Below are 16,367 nucleotides of genomic sequence, written 5' to 3' on the forward strand. Positions count from 1 at the left end.
GGTCCCGCGGTTCGGTCAGTGCCATTCGGGCATGGGTGGTGTTCACCGAGCCGCGAGTTCTCCCACTGAGGGGCGGGAGAACGACCGGCCGGCGGGTGTGTCTCTCCCAGGACGCACCCGCCAGGCACGTCACAGCGTCGTCAGAGGGCGGACGCGACGAACAGGTACCTGTTCAGGCTGAAGAAGTAGCTCTCGCCGAGACCGCGCAGGTCGTCCGCCCACGCTCGCGCCTCGTCCTGCGTGATGCCGCCGTGGCCGGGCACGAAGTCCGACACGATGTCGATCAGGCCGCCGCTGTACGTGCGCTGGTCGTACCCGAGATTGAGGATCGGCACCACCTGCTGATGCGTCGGCGTGAAACCGGTCTTCACCAGTACGTCGGCCAGCGTCCGCGGCAGATGAGGATCGGCCAGATGATCCTCGAACGCGGTCAGCACCCGCGCCATCCGCTCGTCGTCGCTCGACCGCCACACCACCGAGCCCCAGTCGGTGTCGAGGAGTACGACGCGCCCCGCGGGCCGGAGCACCCGACGTACCTCCGCCAGGGCGGCCGCGACATCCTCGACGTACTCGAAGACCTGCGTGGAGACGACCACGTCGAAGCTCTCCGCCGGGTGCGGGATCCGCTCGACCGACGCGAGCTCGAGCTCCAGGCCGGGCCCGCCGGGTACGTCGGCGCGCGTGCGAGCGATCGCCAGCATGCTGTCGCTGACGTCGATCCCGCAGATCCGTCCGCTCGGCCCGACCTCGCCGGCCATCTCCGCCGCCAGCAATCCGGGCCCGAACCCGACGTCCAGCACCCGGTCACCGGGCCGCAACGCGAGCGCCGCCCGCACCGCGCGCCGCTGCTCGACCACGTCCGGAGTCCGGTACACCGCCTCGATCTGCCGCGAGACCTCCGCGTCGAACCGCAACCCGTCCACATCAACGTCTCCGCCCATGGCCACATCATGGACCTCCGTCTCGCCGCTGGGGAGGCCATTGCCCCCTCGGTAAATGCCCCGGGTTGCCCCGGTTACGGTGACCCGATGATTGACGTGCCAGCGGAATTCCTGCGGATGCCGCGGTGGTGGACCGAGGGTGCTGACTGGTTGCGCGACCTGCCGGAGGCAGTGCAACGGCAGTGCGAGCGCTGGAATCTGACCGTCGTGGGAGCGGTTTCACACGGGTCGAACGCGATTGTGGTCCCGGTCGGGCGGGATTCCGGCGAGTTCGTGCTGCGGATGTCGCCGCCCGGAAACGAGGTTTCCGAGCAGGTCTGGGCGCTCCGCTGGTGGGCAGGTCGGGGCATGGCCCACCTGTACGACGTCGATGTCGACGCCGGTGCGATGTTGCTGGAGCGGTTGTCCACACCGTTGACGACCCGGCCCGTCGACGAAGCAGTCGCCGTACTCGGCCGATTGATGCGCAGACTCGCCGTACCGGGCCCTGACGAGGCCCTGTCCACCGCGGACATCGTGGCCAAGCGCTCAGCCGAGTTGGAGGCGCAGTGGACGCAGCTCGGCCGGCCGTTCCCGGAGGGCGCGCTACGGGAGGCGCTCGACGTCGCGCCGGCACTCTCACGGACCAGCTCGACCCTCGCCGTCAACGGCGACTTCCACTCCGACCAGGTGCTGGCGGGCACGCGGGAGGAATGGCTGACCGTAGACCCGGTCCTGTACCGCGGCGACATCGAGTTCGACCTCGGCCGTGTGCTCTGGACACGGCTCGACGAGATGACGGACATCCTCCGGTACTTCGACAGCGCGGTCCGCGAAGCCGGGCTGGACCGGGACCGCGCGCGGGACTGGGTGATCTGGCGGACCGTGGACTACTGGCTCTGGGGACTCTCGGCCGGCCTCACCGACGACCCGGTCCGCTGCGCGCGGCTGGTCACTGCGCTTTCCAGATGAAGCGGCTGCGCATCATCCGCGGAACGTCGCCGGCGTTCGGCGCGATGGAGTGCAGAATCCACGGATGGGTCAGGTAGACGTCGCCGGCCCGACCGGTGAGCTCGACGACGCGGGCCGGCAGCCCTTCGATCTCGGTGGGCTCGAGGGGGTCGACCCTGCGCTGCTCGGAGGTCAGGTTGCGCAGCCACGGATCGGAGCGCAGCACCTGGTCGCGGACCGCCTTGAACTCGCGCTCGTCCGTCGTGGTCAGGAAGCGCTCGATGATCCGGTGCGAGCCCGCGACCTGCGGAGTCCCGCCGCCGCCCGGCTCCAGATCCCCGAGCAGGGCCCAGATCTTGACTGCCTCCGTCGGCGTCTCGAACCCGACGTCGGTGTGCCACTGCCGGTGCGGCACCGACCACGACACGCCTTCCGGCATGGTGACCAGCACCTGGCCGGCGTGCTTCGGCCGGATCCACTCGCCGAGCAGCCCGTCGAGCGCCGAGCGCACCCTTGGGCCGAGCACCGCGAGGGCCGCGCGGCTGGACTTGGTGGTCTTCAGGCCGGTCGGCCGCAACGGCGTCCACGTGGCGCGGTCGTCACGATCCATCCCGTGCCGCGCGGACAACTCGCTCCACAGCACGTCCCGCATGGCGGCGGCCTCGTCGGAAGGGAAGGCGGACGGGATCTTCACGATCCCGTCGCGCTCGAAAACGTCCTGCTCGTCAGCGGTGAGCATCCGTCCATGCTGCGCCGACCGCCGCGGACCTTCCACCCAATTAGCAGTCGCCCGTCGGCAGCTCGCCCTCCAGGAGGTACGCCGCGATCCGGTCTCGTCTGCAGGGTGCCCGAAAGGTCAGTGCTCCGGGGCGAAGTCGTGGAAGCCGATCAGCTTCTGGATCTTCCCGTCGGCGTCGAGGACGACGATGTCGGTGCCGCCCGCCACCGGCTCCTGCCCGTCGGCCTGCAGGTGCCAGGTCCAGCGCAGGTAGCCGTGATGCTCGTCGATGCCGCCGATCCGCACGAACGACAGCCCCGGGAACATCTGCTGCGCGGCGCCGACCAGCTTGTTCAGCTCGTCGTGGCCGGTGGTCTCGAAGCTCGGGTCCTGGAAGGTCGCGTCCGCGGTCCAGTTGGCCGCGATCAGCTCGGCCCGGCGGTCGGCGTCGGCCGCGTTCCACATCGCGAAGTACTGGTCGGCGAGAGCGGTTGCGTTCATGGTGTTTCCTCCTCGGTTCGTGGTGATGAACAGAACCTTGCCGCCGCGCCCGGCGTACCGTCGATGACGTCAGAGGTAATGGAGCTGTCTACGCGAACCGCTACGGTCGGGGTATGGCAGCCACGATCGAGGAGACGTTCCAGCGCCCGGTGGGCGAGCTGCTGCGCGGTTGGCGGGAGCGCCGGCGGCTCAGCCAGCTCGAGCTCGCGAACCGGGTCGAGGTGTCCACGCGGCATGTGAGTTTCGTCGAGACGGGGCGGTCGCGGCCGAGCCGCGAGATGGTGCTGCGGCTGGCCGAGCAACTCGACGTACCGCTGCGGGACCGCAACCAGCTGCTGCTGGCCGGCGGGTTCGCGCCCGTGTACAGCGAGGCGTCGCTGCACTCGCCGTCGATGCTCGCGATCCGGACGACGCTGCGCCGCCTGCTCGAGGCGCACGCGCCGTACCCGGCGCTGGTCGTCGACCGCTGGTGGAACATCGTCGAGGCGAACGCCGGGATCGCGATCTTCACCGCGGACGTCGACGAGAAGTTGCTCCAGGCACCGATCAACGCGCTCCGGCTGACCCTGCACCCGGACGGCCTGGCGCGGCGGATCGCCAACCTCGCCGAGGTCCGCGCCGCCGCACTGGCCGGCCTGCAACGCCAGGTGGCCGGCACCGCGGACCCCGAGCTCCAGGACCTGTACGACGAGCTGCGCGGGTACGCCGTCCACGACAAGCCGGCGCCACCCGCGCCGGCCGAGGTCGTCGTACCGTTCCAGCTCACGCACGACGGGCACGAGTTGTCGCTGCTCACCACCATCGCGACGTTCGGCACGCCGCTCGACGTCACGGTGTCGGAGCTGATGATCGAGTCGTTCTACCCCGCGGACACGACGACGGCCGACTATCTGAGGACGCTGTCGTGAAGCCTGCCCGCGACCTCGCCGACACGATCGAGCTGCACCTGCAGTACCTCGACCGCTATCGCGGCATCATCGAGACGAAGCTGACCGGGATGAGCGATTCCGACCTGCGCAGCAGTCGCCTGCCGTCGGGATGGACGCCGCTGGCGCTGCTGAAACACCTGATCTTCATGGAGCGGCGCTGGCTGCGCTGGGGGTTCGTCGCCGAGCCCGTCGACCACCCGTGGGGTGACTCCGCGGACGATCCGGACGGCCCGTGGACACTCGGGCCCGACGACACGCTCCCAGGACTGCTGGCCGAGCTGCACACGGGCGGCGAGTTCACCCGGAGCGTGGTGGCCGGCGTCGATCCGGCGACGGTCGCGTCGGCCGGCGGCCGTTTCGGGACCGACGACCGGCCGACGCTGAACTGGATCCTCTTCCACGTACTGCAGGAGTACGCGAGGCACGCGGGCCACCTGGACGTGGCCCGCGAGCTCGCGGATGGCGCCACCGGCGAGTAGCTGCGTGACCCACTCGCCGGTGGCTGGTCCCTACCGGTTTGAGGAGGGGTGACCGGTGGGGAACGTCGTCGGGAAGCTCGGCGTCGGGATGCTGGGTTTCGTGGTCGGGAACGTCGGCTTCGTGGTCGGTACCGAGGGCTTGTTCGGCAGCGTCGGCTGGGCGGTCTGCTGCGTGCCCGGGTCGACCGTCACCTTCACGCCGCCGGAGACCGTGACCGTCGGCAGGGACGGAGCGGTCGGCTTTCCGGTCGGCTTGCCCGGCACGTTCGGCAGCGTCGGGTTCGGCGCCGTCGGCTTCTCGGTCGGTACGCCGTTGACGCACTCCGGCAGCGGCGGCGTCGGGACCGGCTTGGCGGACGGAACCGTCGTCGGCAGACTCGGCTTGCCCGGCAGCGTCGGCTTGGCCGCGGTCGGCAACGTCGGCAGGCTCGGCTTCGTCGGCAGGCTCGGCTTCGTCGTCGGAAGCGACGGCTCGGCCGTCGGCAAGGTCGGCTTGGCGGTCGGGAGCGACGGCTTCGACGTCGGCCAGCTCGGCTTCGTCGTCGGGAGGCTCGGCTTACCCGTCGGCCAGCTCGGCGTCGTGCTTGGCAGGCTCGGCTTGCCCGGCAGGCTCGGCTTCGCAGGCAGCGTCGGCTTCGCAGTCGGCACGGTCGGCAGGCTGGGCTTGGCCGGCAGCGTCGGCTGCTGCGGGTTGTTCGGGTCGATGGTCTTGTTCACCGAGACCAAGACCTTCGGCAGGTGCGGCTTCTGCGGCAGGCAGGTCGGATCCACCGACGGCACCTTCGGGGTCTCGGTCGGAACCACCGCCGGCACCGGCGGCTTGCCGCCCCCGGCCAGCAGATTCTTGACCGGCGCCGGGCCGCCGACCGCGGCGGACACCGTCGCGACGGTGCCGGCCAGTGCGGTCACACCGGCGGCGGCCAGCCCCCGGCGTACCCAGGCCAGCCGCTTGCCGCGCCGCATCAGGTCGGCGGTGTCCGGCTGCCACGGCTGCATCTCGTACGTGAGCGCGTCGCGTACCCGCTGCTCGTCACTCATCAGTTTCCTCCAACTCCGCTGTCGATCAGGTCGGGTGCCAGACGCAACTTGGCCAGGGCCCGGGAGGCCGTGCTCTTCACGGTCCCGGCCGCCATGCCGAGCAGCTCGGCGGTCTCGGCCTCGGAGAGATCCTGCGAGTAACGCAGCGCGACCACGGCTCTCTCCCGGACGGTCAGACCGTCGAGGGCCGAGAGCACGGCCTCTCTGGTCTGAACCGCCCCGGCGAAGTCCGCCACCGCTCGCTGGTCCCAATCGTTCTGCACCGGATCACTGGGTACTTCGTTGTTCCAGTGCCGGCGGGCCTGGGAGAGGAATCGGTTGACCAGCACGCGCCGGACGTACCGCAACGGGTCGCCGGTCAGCTTGTGCCACTTCGGGTAGGACCGCATCAACGCTTGCTGCACCAGGTCCTCGGCGGTGTGCCGATCGCCGCACAACATCTCCGCGAAGCGGAGCAAGGGTGTCGACTGCGCCACGACGAAGCGCTCGAAGTCGGCGTCCGCGGTCCGGGTCATCGATTCTCCTCAGCCTCTGTCACAACGATCCAGACCCGCTGGGTGACCGCACCGGTTCTGTTCCGTCACGAGAAATTTATTCACGGGCTATGCAGAAGAGGTGTTTGTGAGTCACATTGGGTGCACAAGCCTTCACCGCCCCGGAGGTTCCGCCCATGCGTATCACCCGCTCCACCGCGCTCACCGCCTGTCTGGCGCTGACCGCCGCGATCTTTACCGCGACCTTGCCCAGCACCGCCGCCACCCCGGATCCGGTCGCGATCGCGGCCCAGCCCCTCGCCGGATCCAGCAACGTGAGCGTCGAGGGCAGCCGGATCATCCTCGGAGACGCCCCGGCCGCGATCGGCTCGACCGAGATCAGGCAACGCTCCGGCCTGGCCGAGCTCGCCCCGGTCCGGTTCGGCGCCTCCACGTCCGCCGTGGTCATCGGCTACACCTCCGGTACGCCGGACGGTTCGTCGGCCGAGGTCGACGTACGGTCGTGGGCCGGCAACCGGTGGTCGGAGTGGACCGCCGCCAAGGCCGGCACGCCGACCGCGCTGCCGGCGGCGAGCGACCAGGTCCAGGTCCGCATCATCGTCAGCGCTCCCTCGACCGGCGCCGCGCCGTGGGTCGGCGACGTGACCGTACAACCCACCGACACGACCGCGGCACCGCGGATGACGATCCAGGCGGCACCGCTCAAGTCGCACGTCTTCGCCACCCGCGAAGGCCTGGTCGGCGGTACGACGGCCAACGGCCACGTGATCGTCAGCCGGGACCACTTCGTCGCCCTGCCGTCCCGACGCGGGCTGTCCAGCGCCGGATCCGGCACGTACTCGGTGAAGGTCTGCACCGCCACCCGGTGCGCCTTCGAGCCGGTGTGGGACGTCGGCCCGTGGAACACCAAGGACGACTACTGGAACCCGAGCGCGACCCGCGAGATGTGGAAGGACCTGCCGCAGGGCAAGCCCGAGGCGCAGGCGGCGTACCAGGACGGCTACAACGGCGGGAAGGACCAGTTCGGCCGGACCGTCGCCAACCCGGCCGGGATCGACCTCGCGGACGGCGTGTTCTGGGACGCGCTCAAGCTGGCCGACAACTCGTGGGTCGACGTCACCTATCTGTGGACCGGTGACGGTGGCCGCGGCACGGTGTCGATCTCGTCCGGCTACCTGAACGTGCGCAACGCCCCGAACTCCTCCGGCGCGGTCGTCGGGATGGCGGGCAAGTCGGCGCAGGTCACCGTCGAGTGCCAGACCACCGGGGAGAGCGTCAGCGGCTCGCAGGGCACGAGCAACGTCTGGCTTCGCGTCAACGCCGGTATGTACGTCGCGAAGGCGTGGGTCTCGGCCGGCACCTTCGGCGCCTGCTGAACCTCCACGACTCATCAATCGGCACAAACACCACGGCCGCACGCTCAGCGAGCGTGCGGCCGTGCGATTGACGAGTGGTTGATGAGTGCTGGAGATCCGCTGCCCGAGCGTGCTACTTGCCGGCCGGGAATGCCGTCGGCAGCTGGGCCGAGGCCGGCGTGCAACTCGGCGACGGAACCGCACGAGTGGGCGACACCGTCGGCGGAAGGCTCGGCGTAGGGACCGGACGACGGGTCGGCGTCGCGGTCGGCGGAGGGGTCGGGGTGGCGATCGCGCGGCGCGTCGGGGTGGCGACCGGGCCGCGGGTCGGGGTCGCTGACGGTGGCAGCGAGGGGGTGGGGACCGGCCGGCAGGTCGGGATCGCGGTCGGTGGGAGGGTGGGTGGGACCGGGCGCGCGGACGGTGCGCGGGTCGGGGTGGCGACTGCACTCGGCGTCGCACGGGACGCCGGTTGCTGCGACGTCGACCGGGTCGGCGTTGCCGCGGGACCGCCTTGGGCCGCGGCGTCCGCGGTCGAGCCGCCGCTGCGCGCCATCGCCGTTCCGGCGACCGCGACCCCGACGACGGCCGCGGACGCGATCGCGCCCACCAGCACCCGGGTCGTCCGCCGCTTCCGGCCTGCCTCGTTCATTGTTGCCCTCCGCACCTAAGTGATGTTCGGTCGGGCTGAAGGACGCACCCGGGCAAGGAAAAGGTTCTGTCCCCGTTCAGTCCGGCGTCCGCGTCGGCGGAGTCGACGGGGTGGCCTGCCGCAGCGGCGTCGCACGGTCACCGCGCGGCCCCGGCGGCGTGCTCACCGTCGGCACACTCGTCGGCCGCACCGTCCGCCGAGCCGGAAATGTCGGCGTCGCGCTGGGCGGTGGCGTCGGTCGCACCGAGGGCGTGCGAGTCGGCGTCGGGGTCGGCGGCTGCACCGGCACGGCCGGACCTGGGCCTGCCGGCTGCGGTACGTCGGCTCGCGGCAGCCCGGCGACCACCGTCACGGCGACCACCCCGGCGACCGCGGCCGAAGCGGCAGCGGCGGCGACCCGGCCGCGGACCCGTCGGCGTCGCGCGCCGGCGATCACCCGCGCCGGGTCGAGCGGCGCGATCGTGTCGTCAGGCGCCAGGGCTGCCCGGAGTTGTTCGTCGTTCATGCCCGCTCCCCCACACCGCTCAGCTCGGGCGCGGCCCGCAGCTTGTCCAGGGCTCGCGCGTTCGCGCTCTTCACCGTCCCGATCGCCACCCCGAGAACCGCGGCCGTCTCCCGTTCGGTCAGGTCCTCGAGGTACCGCAGTACGACGACCGCCCGCTCGCGCCGGCTCAGCGTGGCGAGCGCGGCCCCGACCGCGACCCGTCGATGGACGCCGCCGCTCGGATCCGCGTCCGCCTCGAGGAGCAGCTCGAGCTCGGTCGTGTCACCGCTCGGCCGCTCGCGCCACGGCCGTCGCCGTACCCACGACAGGTGCTGGTTGACCACCGCCTGCCGGACGTAGGCGAACGGGTCGGCCATCTCGATCCGGTCCCAGCGCAGGTACGCCTTCTCCAGCGCGGTCTGCACCAGGTCCTCGGCGAGGCCCGCATCACCGCAGAGCACGCGCGCGAAGTGCACCAGGCGCGCGGATCTGGCCAGCACGAATGCCGTGAAGTCGTCGTCACGACTCCCCGTGGCCGTCATCTGTGCTCCGTCCTGCCGTCCTCACCTCACAGGACGCTGGGCAGGAGCCAAAGGTTCTGTCTGGTCCACGAATTGTGCGGTCGCGGTCAGCCGCGGCAGCGGGACGATGTCCGCGGCCAGGCGGACCCGGTTCCGGCCGGCGGCCTTCGCGGCGTACATCGCGCGGTCGGCGCGCAGCAGCAGGTCGTCGACGGTCGTCCCGTCGGCCGGGAAGACCGCGACGCCGATGCTGACGGTCAGGTGGAAGGTGTCCGGATCCAGGTCCGGGTCGTCCAGGACGCCGGCGCACATCGCGGCCAGCGGGCTGTTGGCGACCGCGTTGCGGAGCCGGTCGGCGGTCACGGTCGCCTCGTCGAGCCCGGTGTCCGGGAGCGCGATCACGAACTCCTCGCCGCCGAACCGGCCGATCACGTCCTTGGCCCGGATCGCGCTGCGCAGGATCGTCGCGACCGCGCGCAGCGCCTCGTCGCCGACCAGGTGGCCGTGCCGGTCGTTGACCTGCTTGAAGTGGTCGATGTCGATCAGCAGCACCGCCATCGGCTCGTGCTGGTTCCGCGAGGTGCGCAGCATGTGCTCGGTCCGGCGCCGCCACCAGTCGACCCGGGTCAGGCTGGTCTTCGGGTCGGTCTGGGCCTCGGTCTCCAGCTGGCCGAGGAGCAGGGCGCGTTGCGCGGTCAGCGTGACCGGGATCGCGACGAACGCGAACCACGGGCTGATCAGGCACGCCGCCGCGAGCAGGCACCCGAAGGTCGCGGCGGCCACGTCGGTGCACAGGTCGTCCAGGCCGCCGACCGTCTCGCGGCGGTTGCTGCCCGGGATGATCAGCGAGATCGCGAGCCCGCACAGCAAGGTGTCGGTCACGACGTAGGCCACGGCGCCGGCGGCCATCGAGACGACCAGACCGAGGCCGTCGCCGCCGGTCAGGCCGCGCGCGGAGACGAAGACCGCGTGCGCGGCGCCGACCGCGAGGACGTGCACGGCGGTCGAGAAGGCCCACCGGTACGGGATGCACTTGCCGGCCCGGATCCGCCACCAGATCCGCAGCAGCACCGCGACCAGGATCGCCAGCGCCGGGTGCAGAATCACCGACGCGGCGATCATCCACGCCGGGGAGAGGTCCTTGTGCAACGCCCCGCCGCGCCGCCGGCGGCTCTCCACCCGGCGAGCGCCTTCGACCGAGATCAGCGCCGAGACGGTCAGCGCGAACACGACGTCGAGACCGCGCCAGCTCGGCACCTCGGTGAACGCGCGCACGCCGTACCCGATCGCGGCCAGGTCGACGAGCACCACGACGGCGAACGCCGGGACCGTCAGGGTCCAGAGCGCCCAGGAACGCATCGCCCGCCTACTCTGTGCAACCATCACTTCACACGGTACGGCGTGTAGGCGTCACGGCCCAATCGGTGACGGCGCGGCTGTGGATGACGACTTGGAAACGATCGGCAGAGCTTGCTGAGTCAGTCGTTTGATCAACGATCGGGCCAGGTTTCCCTGTCCTGACAAGGAAAACCCGGACCGTCAGCGACGCTTCCGGGCGGCGCCGAACAGGCCCCGGACGATCTCCCGGCCGGCCGACCGGGCGAACTGCTTGAAGGCCGAGGACCCGATCACCTGCTCGACCATCGACTTCTCCTGCTTCTGCGCCCGCGGCCGCGGCTCCTCCTGCTGCTTGGCCTGCTCCTGCTGCTGTTTCTCGGCCTCGGCCTGCTTCGCACCGGCCTGCACCTTCGCGGCCAGGATCTCGTACGCCGACTCGCGGTCGAGCGTCTGCGAGTACTTCGCGTTGTTCGCCGAAGCCTGCACCGCCGCGGTCAACTGCTCCGCGGACGCCGGCGCCATCAGCGACTGCGGCGCCCGCAGCCGGGTCCAGGCGACCGGGGTCGGCGCGCCCTTCTCGTTCATCACGGTGACGATCGCCTCGCCGATCCCGAGCTGGGTCAGCACCTCGCCCAGGTCGTACGACGAGCTCGGGAACGTCGACACCGTCGCCTTCAGCGCCTTCGCGTCGTTCGGCGTGTGCGCCCGCAACTGGTGCTGCACGCGCGAACCGAGCTGCGCGAGGACCGCGTCCGGGACGTCCTTCGGCGTCTGGGTCACGAAGAACACGCCGATGCCCTTCGACCGGATCAGCCGGACGGTCTGCGCGATCGCGTCCAGGAACGCCTTCGACGCGTCGTTGAACAGCAGGTGCGCCTCGTCGAAGAAGAACACCAGCTTGGGCTTGTCCACGTCGCCGACCTCGGGCAGATCGTGGAACAGGTCGGCGAGCAGCCACATCAGGAACGTCGAGAACAGCGCCGGCCGGTCCTGCAGGTTCGGCAGCTCCAGCAGCGACACGACACCCTTGCCGTCGCGCTGCTGCAGCAGGTCGGCGGTGTCGAACTCCGGCTCGCCGAAGAACGCCTCGGCGCCCTGGTCGGCGAACCCGATCAGCGCCCGCAGGATCACCCCCGCGGTCGCCGCGGACAGGCCGCCCAGCTCCTTCAGGTCGTCCTTGCCCTCGTCGGAGGTGAGGTGCTGGATGACCGAGCGCAGGTCCTTCAGGTCGAGCAGGGTCAGCCCGGCCTTGTCGGCGTAGTGGAAGATCAGCCCGAGCGACGACTCCTGGACGTCGTTCAGCCCGAGCACCTTGGACAGCAGCACCGGGCCGAACGACGTGATCGTCGCGCGGATCGGGATCCCGGTGCCCTGGCCGCCGAGCGCGTAGAACTCGGTCGGGAAACCGGTCGCGGTCCAGTCCTGGCCGATGCTCTTGGTTCGGGCGAGGAGCTTGTCGCCGCCCGCACCGGGCTGCGAGACGCCGGACAGGTCGCCCTTGATGTCGGCGGCGAACACCGCGACACCGGCCGCCGACAGCTGCTCGGCCATCAGCTGCAAGGTCTTCGTCTTACCGGTACCGGTGGCACCCGCGACCAGGCCGTGCCGGTTCATCATCCCCAGCGGGATCCGCACCGCTGCCTCCGGATTCGGCTCACCGTCGACCAGCAACGCACCCAGCTCGAGCGCCGGCCCCTCGAACGCGTACCCCTGCTTGACGGTCTCCACGACGTCGGCTTTCTCGGCCATCTGGCGCGCCTTTCCCCGGTTGCCTGACTCTGGGCTGTACTACCCGGTCGGCATGCTAGTCCTCCGAGGTCAGCGCATGACGACCACACGCGTCGCGCCGGCCGCGAACGACCAGATCGCGACCGACATCGAGGCCGACACCCGGATGCAGCCGTGCGAGGCGCGGTAGTTCGTGCCGAGCAGCCAGTCGGCGTGGATCTGCCGGCCGTTCGACTTGTAGGTCGGGATCTGGTGGAACCCGACGCCGCACGGCGCGAACCGGACGAAGTGGTTCAGGTACAGCCGCCCGCCGTCGGTGTTGCGCAGGACCCGGGCCGGCCGGCCGCACTTCGAGCCGCTCGTGTACGTACCGGGCTTGAGGTACGTCGGGTTGTCGATGATCCCGCCCTGTCGCACGACCTTGCCCCGGGCATCGATCAGCCAGAGCCAGTTCTGCGTCTGGCTGATGACGATCCGGCGCCCGGTCCCCGAGCGCCGCGGCACCGCGCGGACGTCACAGCGCTTCGCGGTCGAGGCCATCAGGCGCGCGTACGTCGTACTGTTCAGCGACCCGGTCTGGCTCAGGACGTTCGCGGACTGGAAGCGCACCGTGGCCGCCTGGGTCATCGGGCCGGCCTTGCCGTCGACCGGGCCGGACGTGCAGCCGAGCGTGTTCAGGCGGGCCTGGGCGGCCTTCACCTGGGACACCGTGACAGCCTCGGCCGGTACCGCCGTACCGAGCCCGATCAGCGTGATCGCCGCGGTCGCGAGGCCGAGTTTCGGAAGAATTCGCATATCGTTCACTCCCCCTGGTCGTGGGCGCGGATCCGCCCCCACCGCTTCCTGTTCCTGTAGGACGCCGGGCAGCCCGGAAAGGTTGAGTCGGTGAACCGGACTGTTCCGGTGACATTTGTGACCTCTCGGACGACCTGTGATCCGGCTAGACTTCGGGGGGTGATCTTCAAGCGCGTCGGGGACGACAAGCCGTACCCGGACCACGGCCTGCGGCCGAAGGACTGGTCCTCGCTGCCGCCACGGCAGGTGCGGCTGGACGAGCTTGTCACCACCAAGGGCACCTTGGACCTGAACGCACTGCTCGACGAGGATTCGACCTTCTACGGCGACCTGTTCGCCCACGTGGTGGAGTGGAAGGGCGACATGTATCTCGAGGACGGGCTGCACCGCGCGCTGCGGGCCGCACTTCAGCAGCGTCAAGTCCTGCATGCGCGGGTACTGGTAGTGGACTGACCATGGCTGCCGCTCACGGGGGGAGGAGCAAGTGACAGCGATTCATCCGCAACCGAGACCGCACTCGCGGATCCGGTGGCGCACGCCGATCACGATGGTGATCCTGCTCGGGATCCTCGCCGGCGGCGGCTGGTGGGGCTGGAACTCGCTGATGCACAGCAGCGCCGAGCCGACCTGTACCGAGCAGAAACTGACGAACAACCGCCTGGTCCCGAAGCAGGTGGTGCTGAACGTGTACAACGGCGGCGCCCGCGCGGGCTCGGCCGGCCGGGTCGCGGAGGTGCTGAAACAGCGCGGCTTCAACATCGACCGGGTCGCCAACGAGCCCAAGGGCGACAAGACCGAGGTGGTGGCGCTGCGCGGCGCCACCGAGGACGCGCCGGAGATGCTGCTCGTCGCGGGTCAGCTCAACCAGAAGGCGCAGCTGATCGCCGACGGCCGCACCGACCATACCGTCGACCTCGTGATCGGCGCCGGCTTCGGCGCGGTGAAGCTCAAGGGCATCCCGTCGGTGGCGGTCGCCCCGGGCTCCACGGTCTGCCTGCCGGTGGTCCGCAGCCCGCAGCCCGTCCCCTCCGGCCAGAACCCGAACTGAGGCCTCCGGCCGCGGTCAGAAGATGAAGAACCCGGTGACCGCGGTCGGGAGGATACCCGGCAGCAGCCAGGCCGACACCAGCCTGCGCCGGTGAATGGCGAGGATGCCGACCGCGGTGAGTACGCCGATCACGCCCGACATCAGCCACAGGCCGACGCCCTTGCCGAAGTCGTCGCCGGCGACGCCGATGCTGTAGACGGCCAGGGTGACGGCCGGGACGCTGCCGACGTGGAAGAGAATGGCCGAGACCACCCAGCGCTGCACGGTCTCGATGTTCATCGGCCGCGGGGTCCGGCGTCGTATCACCTGCGTCATCGCTCCCTCACTGACTATTCGCACTAATAGTTAGTGTACATAATGTTGCTACACTAACCGCATGGCAGGGACGAAGATCACGCCGCCCGACAACCCTCTCGCGCTGGAGCACCAGGTCTGCTTCGGTCTCGCGGTCGCCGCGCGGACCGTGATCGCGCTCTACCGCCCGGTCCTCGAGCCGATGGGCCTGACCCACCCGCAGTACCTGGTGATGCTGGCGCTCTGGGAGCACGAGCCGGTCTCGGTCAAGGACCTCTCCCGGATGCTGCAGCTCGAGCCCGCGACGTTGTCGCCGCTGCTCAAGCGTCTCGAAGCGGCCGGCCTGCTGCGCCGCGACCGGTCTCGCGCCGACGAACGCTCCCTCGCTGTGGCGCTCACCGACAAGGGCCGGGCCTTGCGCGAGCAGGCCCTCGAAGTACCACCTGCCATCGTCGAGCGCCTCGGCATGGACGTCGACGAACTCATGGACCTGCACGCCCGCCTGACCAAGGTCATCGCCGCGGCGACGCGTTAGTTGATCGGCGCGGCGAGGCGTCAGTGCTGTTCGCGGCCGCGTTCGCCGAACCAGCCCGCCAGGCGGCCGGCGCGGGAGACGGCGCGCAGGCGGCGGACGGTCTGCTCGCGGACCGGGCTGGGCGCGACCACGAGCAGGTTGTCGCCGGCCCGGAGCACGGTACGGCGGTCCGGAACGAACGCTTGCTCACCGCGGATCACGAGCGAGACCGAGACACCGGGCGGTAGCCGGAGCTCGCCGATCTCGACGCCGGCCAGCCGGGATTCGCTCGGGACGAACACCTGGAGCATGTCGGCGCCGAGCGACTCCAGCGGGGCCACGTCGATGTCCACCTCGTGCGCCGCATTCTCGTCGAGCACGTTGAGCCGCTTCGCCAGCCACGGCAGCGACGGGCCCTGCAACAGCGTGAACAGCAGCACCAGCACGAACACCACGTCGAAGATCCGGCCGGCCTGCGGCACTCCCTCGGCGAGCGGGATGGTCGCGAGCACGATCGGCACCGCCCCGCGCAGACCCGCCCACGAGATGAACGTCCGCTCCCGCCACGGCAGCCGGAACGGCGCCGCCGAGATCGCCACCGACGCGAACCGCCCGACGACGGTCACCGCGAACCCGATCACGAGCGCGACGAGGACGTCGTTCAGCTCGAAGTCCCCCGGTGACGCGAGCAGCCCGAGCATCACGAAGAGCCCGATCTGCGCCAGCCACGCGATCCCGTCGACGAACGACCGGGTCGCCATCCGGTGCGGCAATTCGGCCCGGCCCAGCACCAGCGAGGTCACGTAGACGGCGGCGAATCCGGACACGTGCAGCAGGACGGCGCCCCCGGCGTACGAGATGAAGGCCACCGAGAGCACCGCGAGCGGGTACAGGCCGGCCGAGCCGAGCGCCATCCGCCGGATCAGGCCGACGCTCACCCAGCCGATCAGCAGGCCGAACAGGGCACCCACGACGAGCTCGTACACGACCAGGCCGCTGAACCACAGCAGGCCCTTGTCGCCGATCTCGCCGGTGCTGACGAGTGTGACGAGCAACACGGTCGGGGCGTCGTTCAGACCGGACTCGGCCTCCAGCGCGCCCCGCAGCCGCGGCCGGATCGGCACCCGTCTGAGCACCGCGAAGACGGCCGCCGCGTCCGTCGGGGATGTCACGGCGCCGAGCAGGACGGACAGCTGCCAGCTCAGCCCGAGCACGAAATGCGCGACGCAGGCGACGACGCCGACACTGACGGCGACGCCGACCGTCGCGAGCACCAGCCCGAGCGGCATCACCGGGCGAACCTCGTTCCACCGGGTGGTCAGGCCGCCCTCGGTCAGGATCACCACCAGCGCCGCGAACCCCAGCGCGTGCGCCAGCTGCGCGTCCTCGAAGTGGATGTGGCCCGGCCCCGACTCTCCGAGCAGCAGGCCCATCCCGAGGTAGATGAGCAGCGACGGGAGCCCGATCCGCGCGGACAGCCGCACCGCGACCACGGCGACCAGCAGAACCGCCGCACCCGCCAGCAGAATGCCGTCGAGCTCCGCAACATCCATAGGGGCCCTCTCGCCGAGCGTCCCGAGTCAGGTCCAGAGAGACGAAAACCCTGAC

General features: G+C 70.5%; 20 protein-coding genes. 8 read left to right on the top strand and 12 right to left on the bottom strand.

Going from position 1 to position 16,367, the window contains the following annotated elements:
* Positions 1-140 precede the first annotated feature (140 nt).
* Positions 141-941: a methyltransferase domain-containing protein gene (locus ABZX12_RS13660; protein WP_355692929.1), complete on the bottom strand. Its 801-nt coding sequence runs from the start codon at positions 939-941 to the stop codon at positions 141-143.
* A gap of 87 nt (positions 942-1,028) precedes the next feature.
* Here ABZX12_RS13660 and ABZX12_RS13665 point away from each other — a divergent pair, with 87 nt between their 5' ends.
* Positions 1,029-1,892: an aminoglycoside phosphotransferase family protein gene (locus ABZX12_RS13665; RefSeq protein ID WP_355692931.1), complete on the top strand. Its 864-nt coding sequence runs from the start codon at positions 1,029-1,031 to the stop codon at positions 1,890-1,892.
* Here ABZX12_RS13665 and ABZX12_RS13670 read toward each other — a convergent pair.
* Together ABZX12_RS13670 and ABZX12_RS13675 are read right to left on the bottom strand one after the other, a co-directional pair.
* Entirely contained in the window at positions 1,873-2,610 is a 738-nt protein-coding gene (locus tag ABZX12_RS13670) for a phytanoyl-CoA dioxygenase family protein (protein ID WP_355692933.1), read from the bottom strand. The two genes, ABZX12_RS13665 and ABZX12_RS13670, sit on opposite strands and share 20 nt — an antisense overlap.
* A 117-nt stretch (positions 2,611-2,727) precedes the next feature.
* Positions 2,728-3,090, bottom strand: a complete 363-nt coding sequence (locus ABZX12_RS13675; RefSeq protein WP_355692935.1) for a nuclear transport factor 2 family protein — start codon at positions 3,088-3,090, stop codon at positions 2,728-2,730.
* 113 nt (positions 3,091-3,203) lie between these two features.
* Between ABZX12_RS13675 and ABZX12_RS13680 the strand changes: the two genes are divergently transcribed.
* Positions 3,204-3,998 carry a helix-turn-helix transcriptional regulator gene (locus ABZX12_RS13680; RefSeq protein WP_355692936.1) on the top strand — a complete coding sequence of 265 codons (795 nt, stop codon included), beginning with the start codon at positions 3,204-3,206 and terminating at the stop codon, positions 3,996-3,998.
* On the top strand, positions 3,995-4,498 hold the full coding sequence (locus ABZX12_RS13685) for a DinB family protein (protein WP_355692938.1): 504 nt from the start codon (positions 3,995-3,997) through the stop codon (positions 4,496-4,498). Before ABZX12_RS13680 ends, ABZX12_RS13685 begins: the two co-directional genes overlap by 4 nt.
* A 30-nt stretch (positions 4,499-4,528) precedes the next feature.
* Here the strand turns inward: ABZX12_RS13685 and ABZX12_RS13690 are convergent, their stop codons facing one another.
* Both ABZX12_RS13690 and ABZX12_RS13695 read right to left on the bottom strand, forming a co-directional pair.
* Positions 4,529-5,536 (bottom strand): hypothetical protein, encoded by a 1,008-nt coding sequence (locus tag ABZX12_RS13690; protein ID WP_355692940.1) that lies wholly within the window; start codon positions 5,534-5,536, stop codon positions 4,529-4,531.
* On the bottom strand, positions 5,536-6,051 hold the full coding sequence (locus ABZX12_RS13695) for a SigE family RNA polymerase sigma factor (RefSeq protein WP_355475199.1): 516 nt from the start codon (positions 6,049-6,051) through the stop codon (positions 5,536-5,538). Before ABZX12_RS13695 ends, ABZX12_RS13690 begins: the two co-directional genes overlap by 1 nt.
* Before the next feature lie 155 nt (positions 6,052-6,206).
* On the opposite strand from ABZX12_RS13695, the gene ABZX12_RS13700 reads away from it, so the two are divergent.
* Together ABZX12_RS13700 and ABZX12_RS13705 are read left to right on the top strand one after the other, a co-directional pair.
* Positions 6,207-7,406, top strand: coding sequence for a hypothetical protein (locus tag ABZX12_RS13700; RefSeq protein WP_355692942.1), 1,200 nt, complete (start codon positions 6,207-6,209; stop codon positions 7,404-7,406).
* A gap of 116 nt (positions 7,407-7,522) precedes the next feature.
* Complete coding sequence (locus tag ABZX12_RS13705) at positions 7,523-8,056, top strand: hypothetical protein (RefSeq protein ID WP_355692944.1); 534 nt, start codon at positions 7,523-7,525, stop codon at positions 8,054-8,056.
* Between the two features lie 57 nt (positions 8,057-8,113).
* On the opposite strand, the gene ABZX12_RS13710 is transcribed toward ABZX12_RS13705, so the two are convergent.
* From ABZX12_RS13710 to ABZX12_RS13730, 5 genes are all read right to left on the bottom strand, one after another.
* Complete coding sequence (locus ABZX12_RS13710) at positions 8,114-8,542, bottom strand: hypothetical protein (protein WP_355692946.1); 429 nt, start codon at positions 8,540-8,542, stop codon at positions 8,114-8,116.
* On the bottom strand, positions 8,539-9,063 hold the full coding sequence (locus tag ABZX12_RS13715) for a SigE family RNA polymerase sigma factor (protein WP_355692947.1): 525 nt from the start codon (positions 9,061-9,063) through the stop codon (positions 8,539-8,541). Before ABZX12_RS13715 ends, ABZX12_RS13710 begins: the two co-directional genes overlap by 4 nt.
* 21 nt (positions 9,064-9,084) lie before the next feature.
* Positions 9,085-10,425 carry a GGDEF domain-containing protein gene (locus tag ABZX12_RS13720; RefSeq protein WP_355692949.1) on the bottom strand — a complete coding sequence of 447 codons (1,341 nt, stop codon included), beginning with the start codon at positions 10,423-10,425 and terminating at the stop codon, positions 9,085-9,087.
* A gap of 156 nt (positions 10,426-10,581) precedes the next feature.
* On the bottom strand, positions 10,582-12,129 hold the full coding sequence (locus tag ABZX12_RS13725) for a helicase HerA-like domain-containing protein (protein WP_355692951.1): 1,548 nt from the start codon (positions 12,127-12,129) through the stop codon (positions 10,582-10,584).
* 69 nt (positions 12,130-12,198) lie between these two features.
* On the bottom strand, positions 12,199-12,903 hold the full coding sequence (locus ABZX12_RS13730) for a L,D-transpeptidase family protein (protein ID WP_355692953.1): 705 nt from the start codon (positions 12,901-12,903) through the stop codon (positions 12,199-12,201).
* Between the two features lie 159 nt (positions 12,904-13,062).
* Between ABZX12_RS13730 and ABZX12_RS13735 the strand changes: the two genes are divergently transcribed.
* Both ABZX12_RS13735 and ABZX12_RS13740 read left to right on the top strand, forming a co-directional pair.
* A complete protein-coding gene (locus tag ABZX12_RS13735) occupies positions 13,063-13,356 on the top strand; it encodes a type II toxin-antitoxin system VapB family antitoxin (RefSeq protein WP_130386840.1) in 294 nt (97 codons plus the stop codon).
* Positions 13,357-13,387: 31 nt separating this feature from the next.
* Positions 13,388-13,951 (top strand): LytR C-terminal domain-containing protein, encoded by a 564-nt coding sequence (locus ABZX12_RS13740; RefSeq protein WP_355692955.1) that lies wholly within the window; start codon positions 13,388-13,390, stop codon positions 13,949-13,951.
* 15 nt (positions 13,952-13,966) lie between these two features.
* On the opposite strand, the gene ABZX12_RS13745 is transcribed toward ABZX12_RS13740, so the two are convergent.
* Positions 13,967-14,266, bottom strand: a complete 300-nt coding sequence (locus ABZX12_RS13745; protein WP_355692956.1) for a hypothetical protein — start codon at positions 14,264-14,266, stop codon at positions 13,967-13,969.
* Between the two features lie 61 nt (positions 14,267-14,327).
* Here ABZX12_RS13745 and ABZX12_RS13750 point away from each other — a divergent pair, with 61 nt between their 5' ends.
* Positions 14,328-14,780: a MarR family transcriptional regulator gene (locus ABZX12_RS13750; protein WP_355692958.1), complete on the top strand. Its 453-nt coding sequence runs from the start codon at positions 14,328-14,330 to the stop codon at positions 14,778-14,780.
* Positions 14,781-14,800: 20 nt separating this feature from the next.
* Here the strand turns inward: ABZX12_RS13750 and ABZX12_RS13755 are convergent, their stop codons facing one another.
* On the bottom strand, positions 14,801-16,312 hold the full coding sequence (locus tag ABZX12_RS13755; protein WP_355692960.1) for a potassium/proton antiporter: 1,512 nt from the start codon (positions 16,310-16,312) through the stop codon (positions 14,801-14,803).
* Positions 16,313-16,367 lie beyond the last annotated feature (55 nt).

The sequence above is a fragment of the Kribbella sp. NPDC003505 genome, assembly GCF_040610875.1.
Classification (GTDB): Bacteria; Actinomycetota; Actinomycetes; order Propionibacteriales; family Kribbellaceae; genus Kribbella.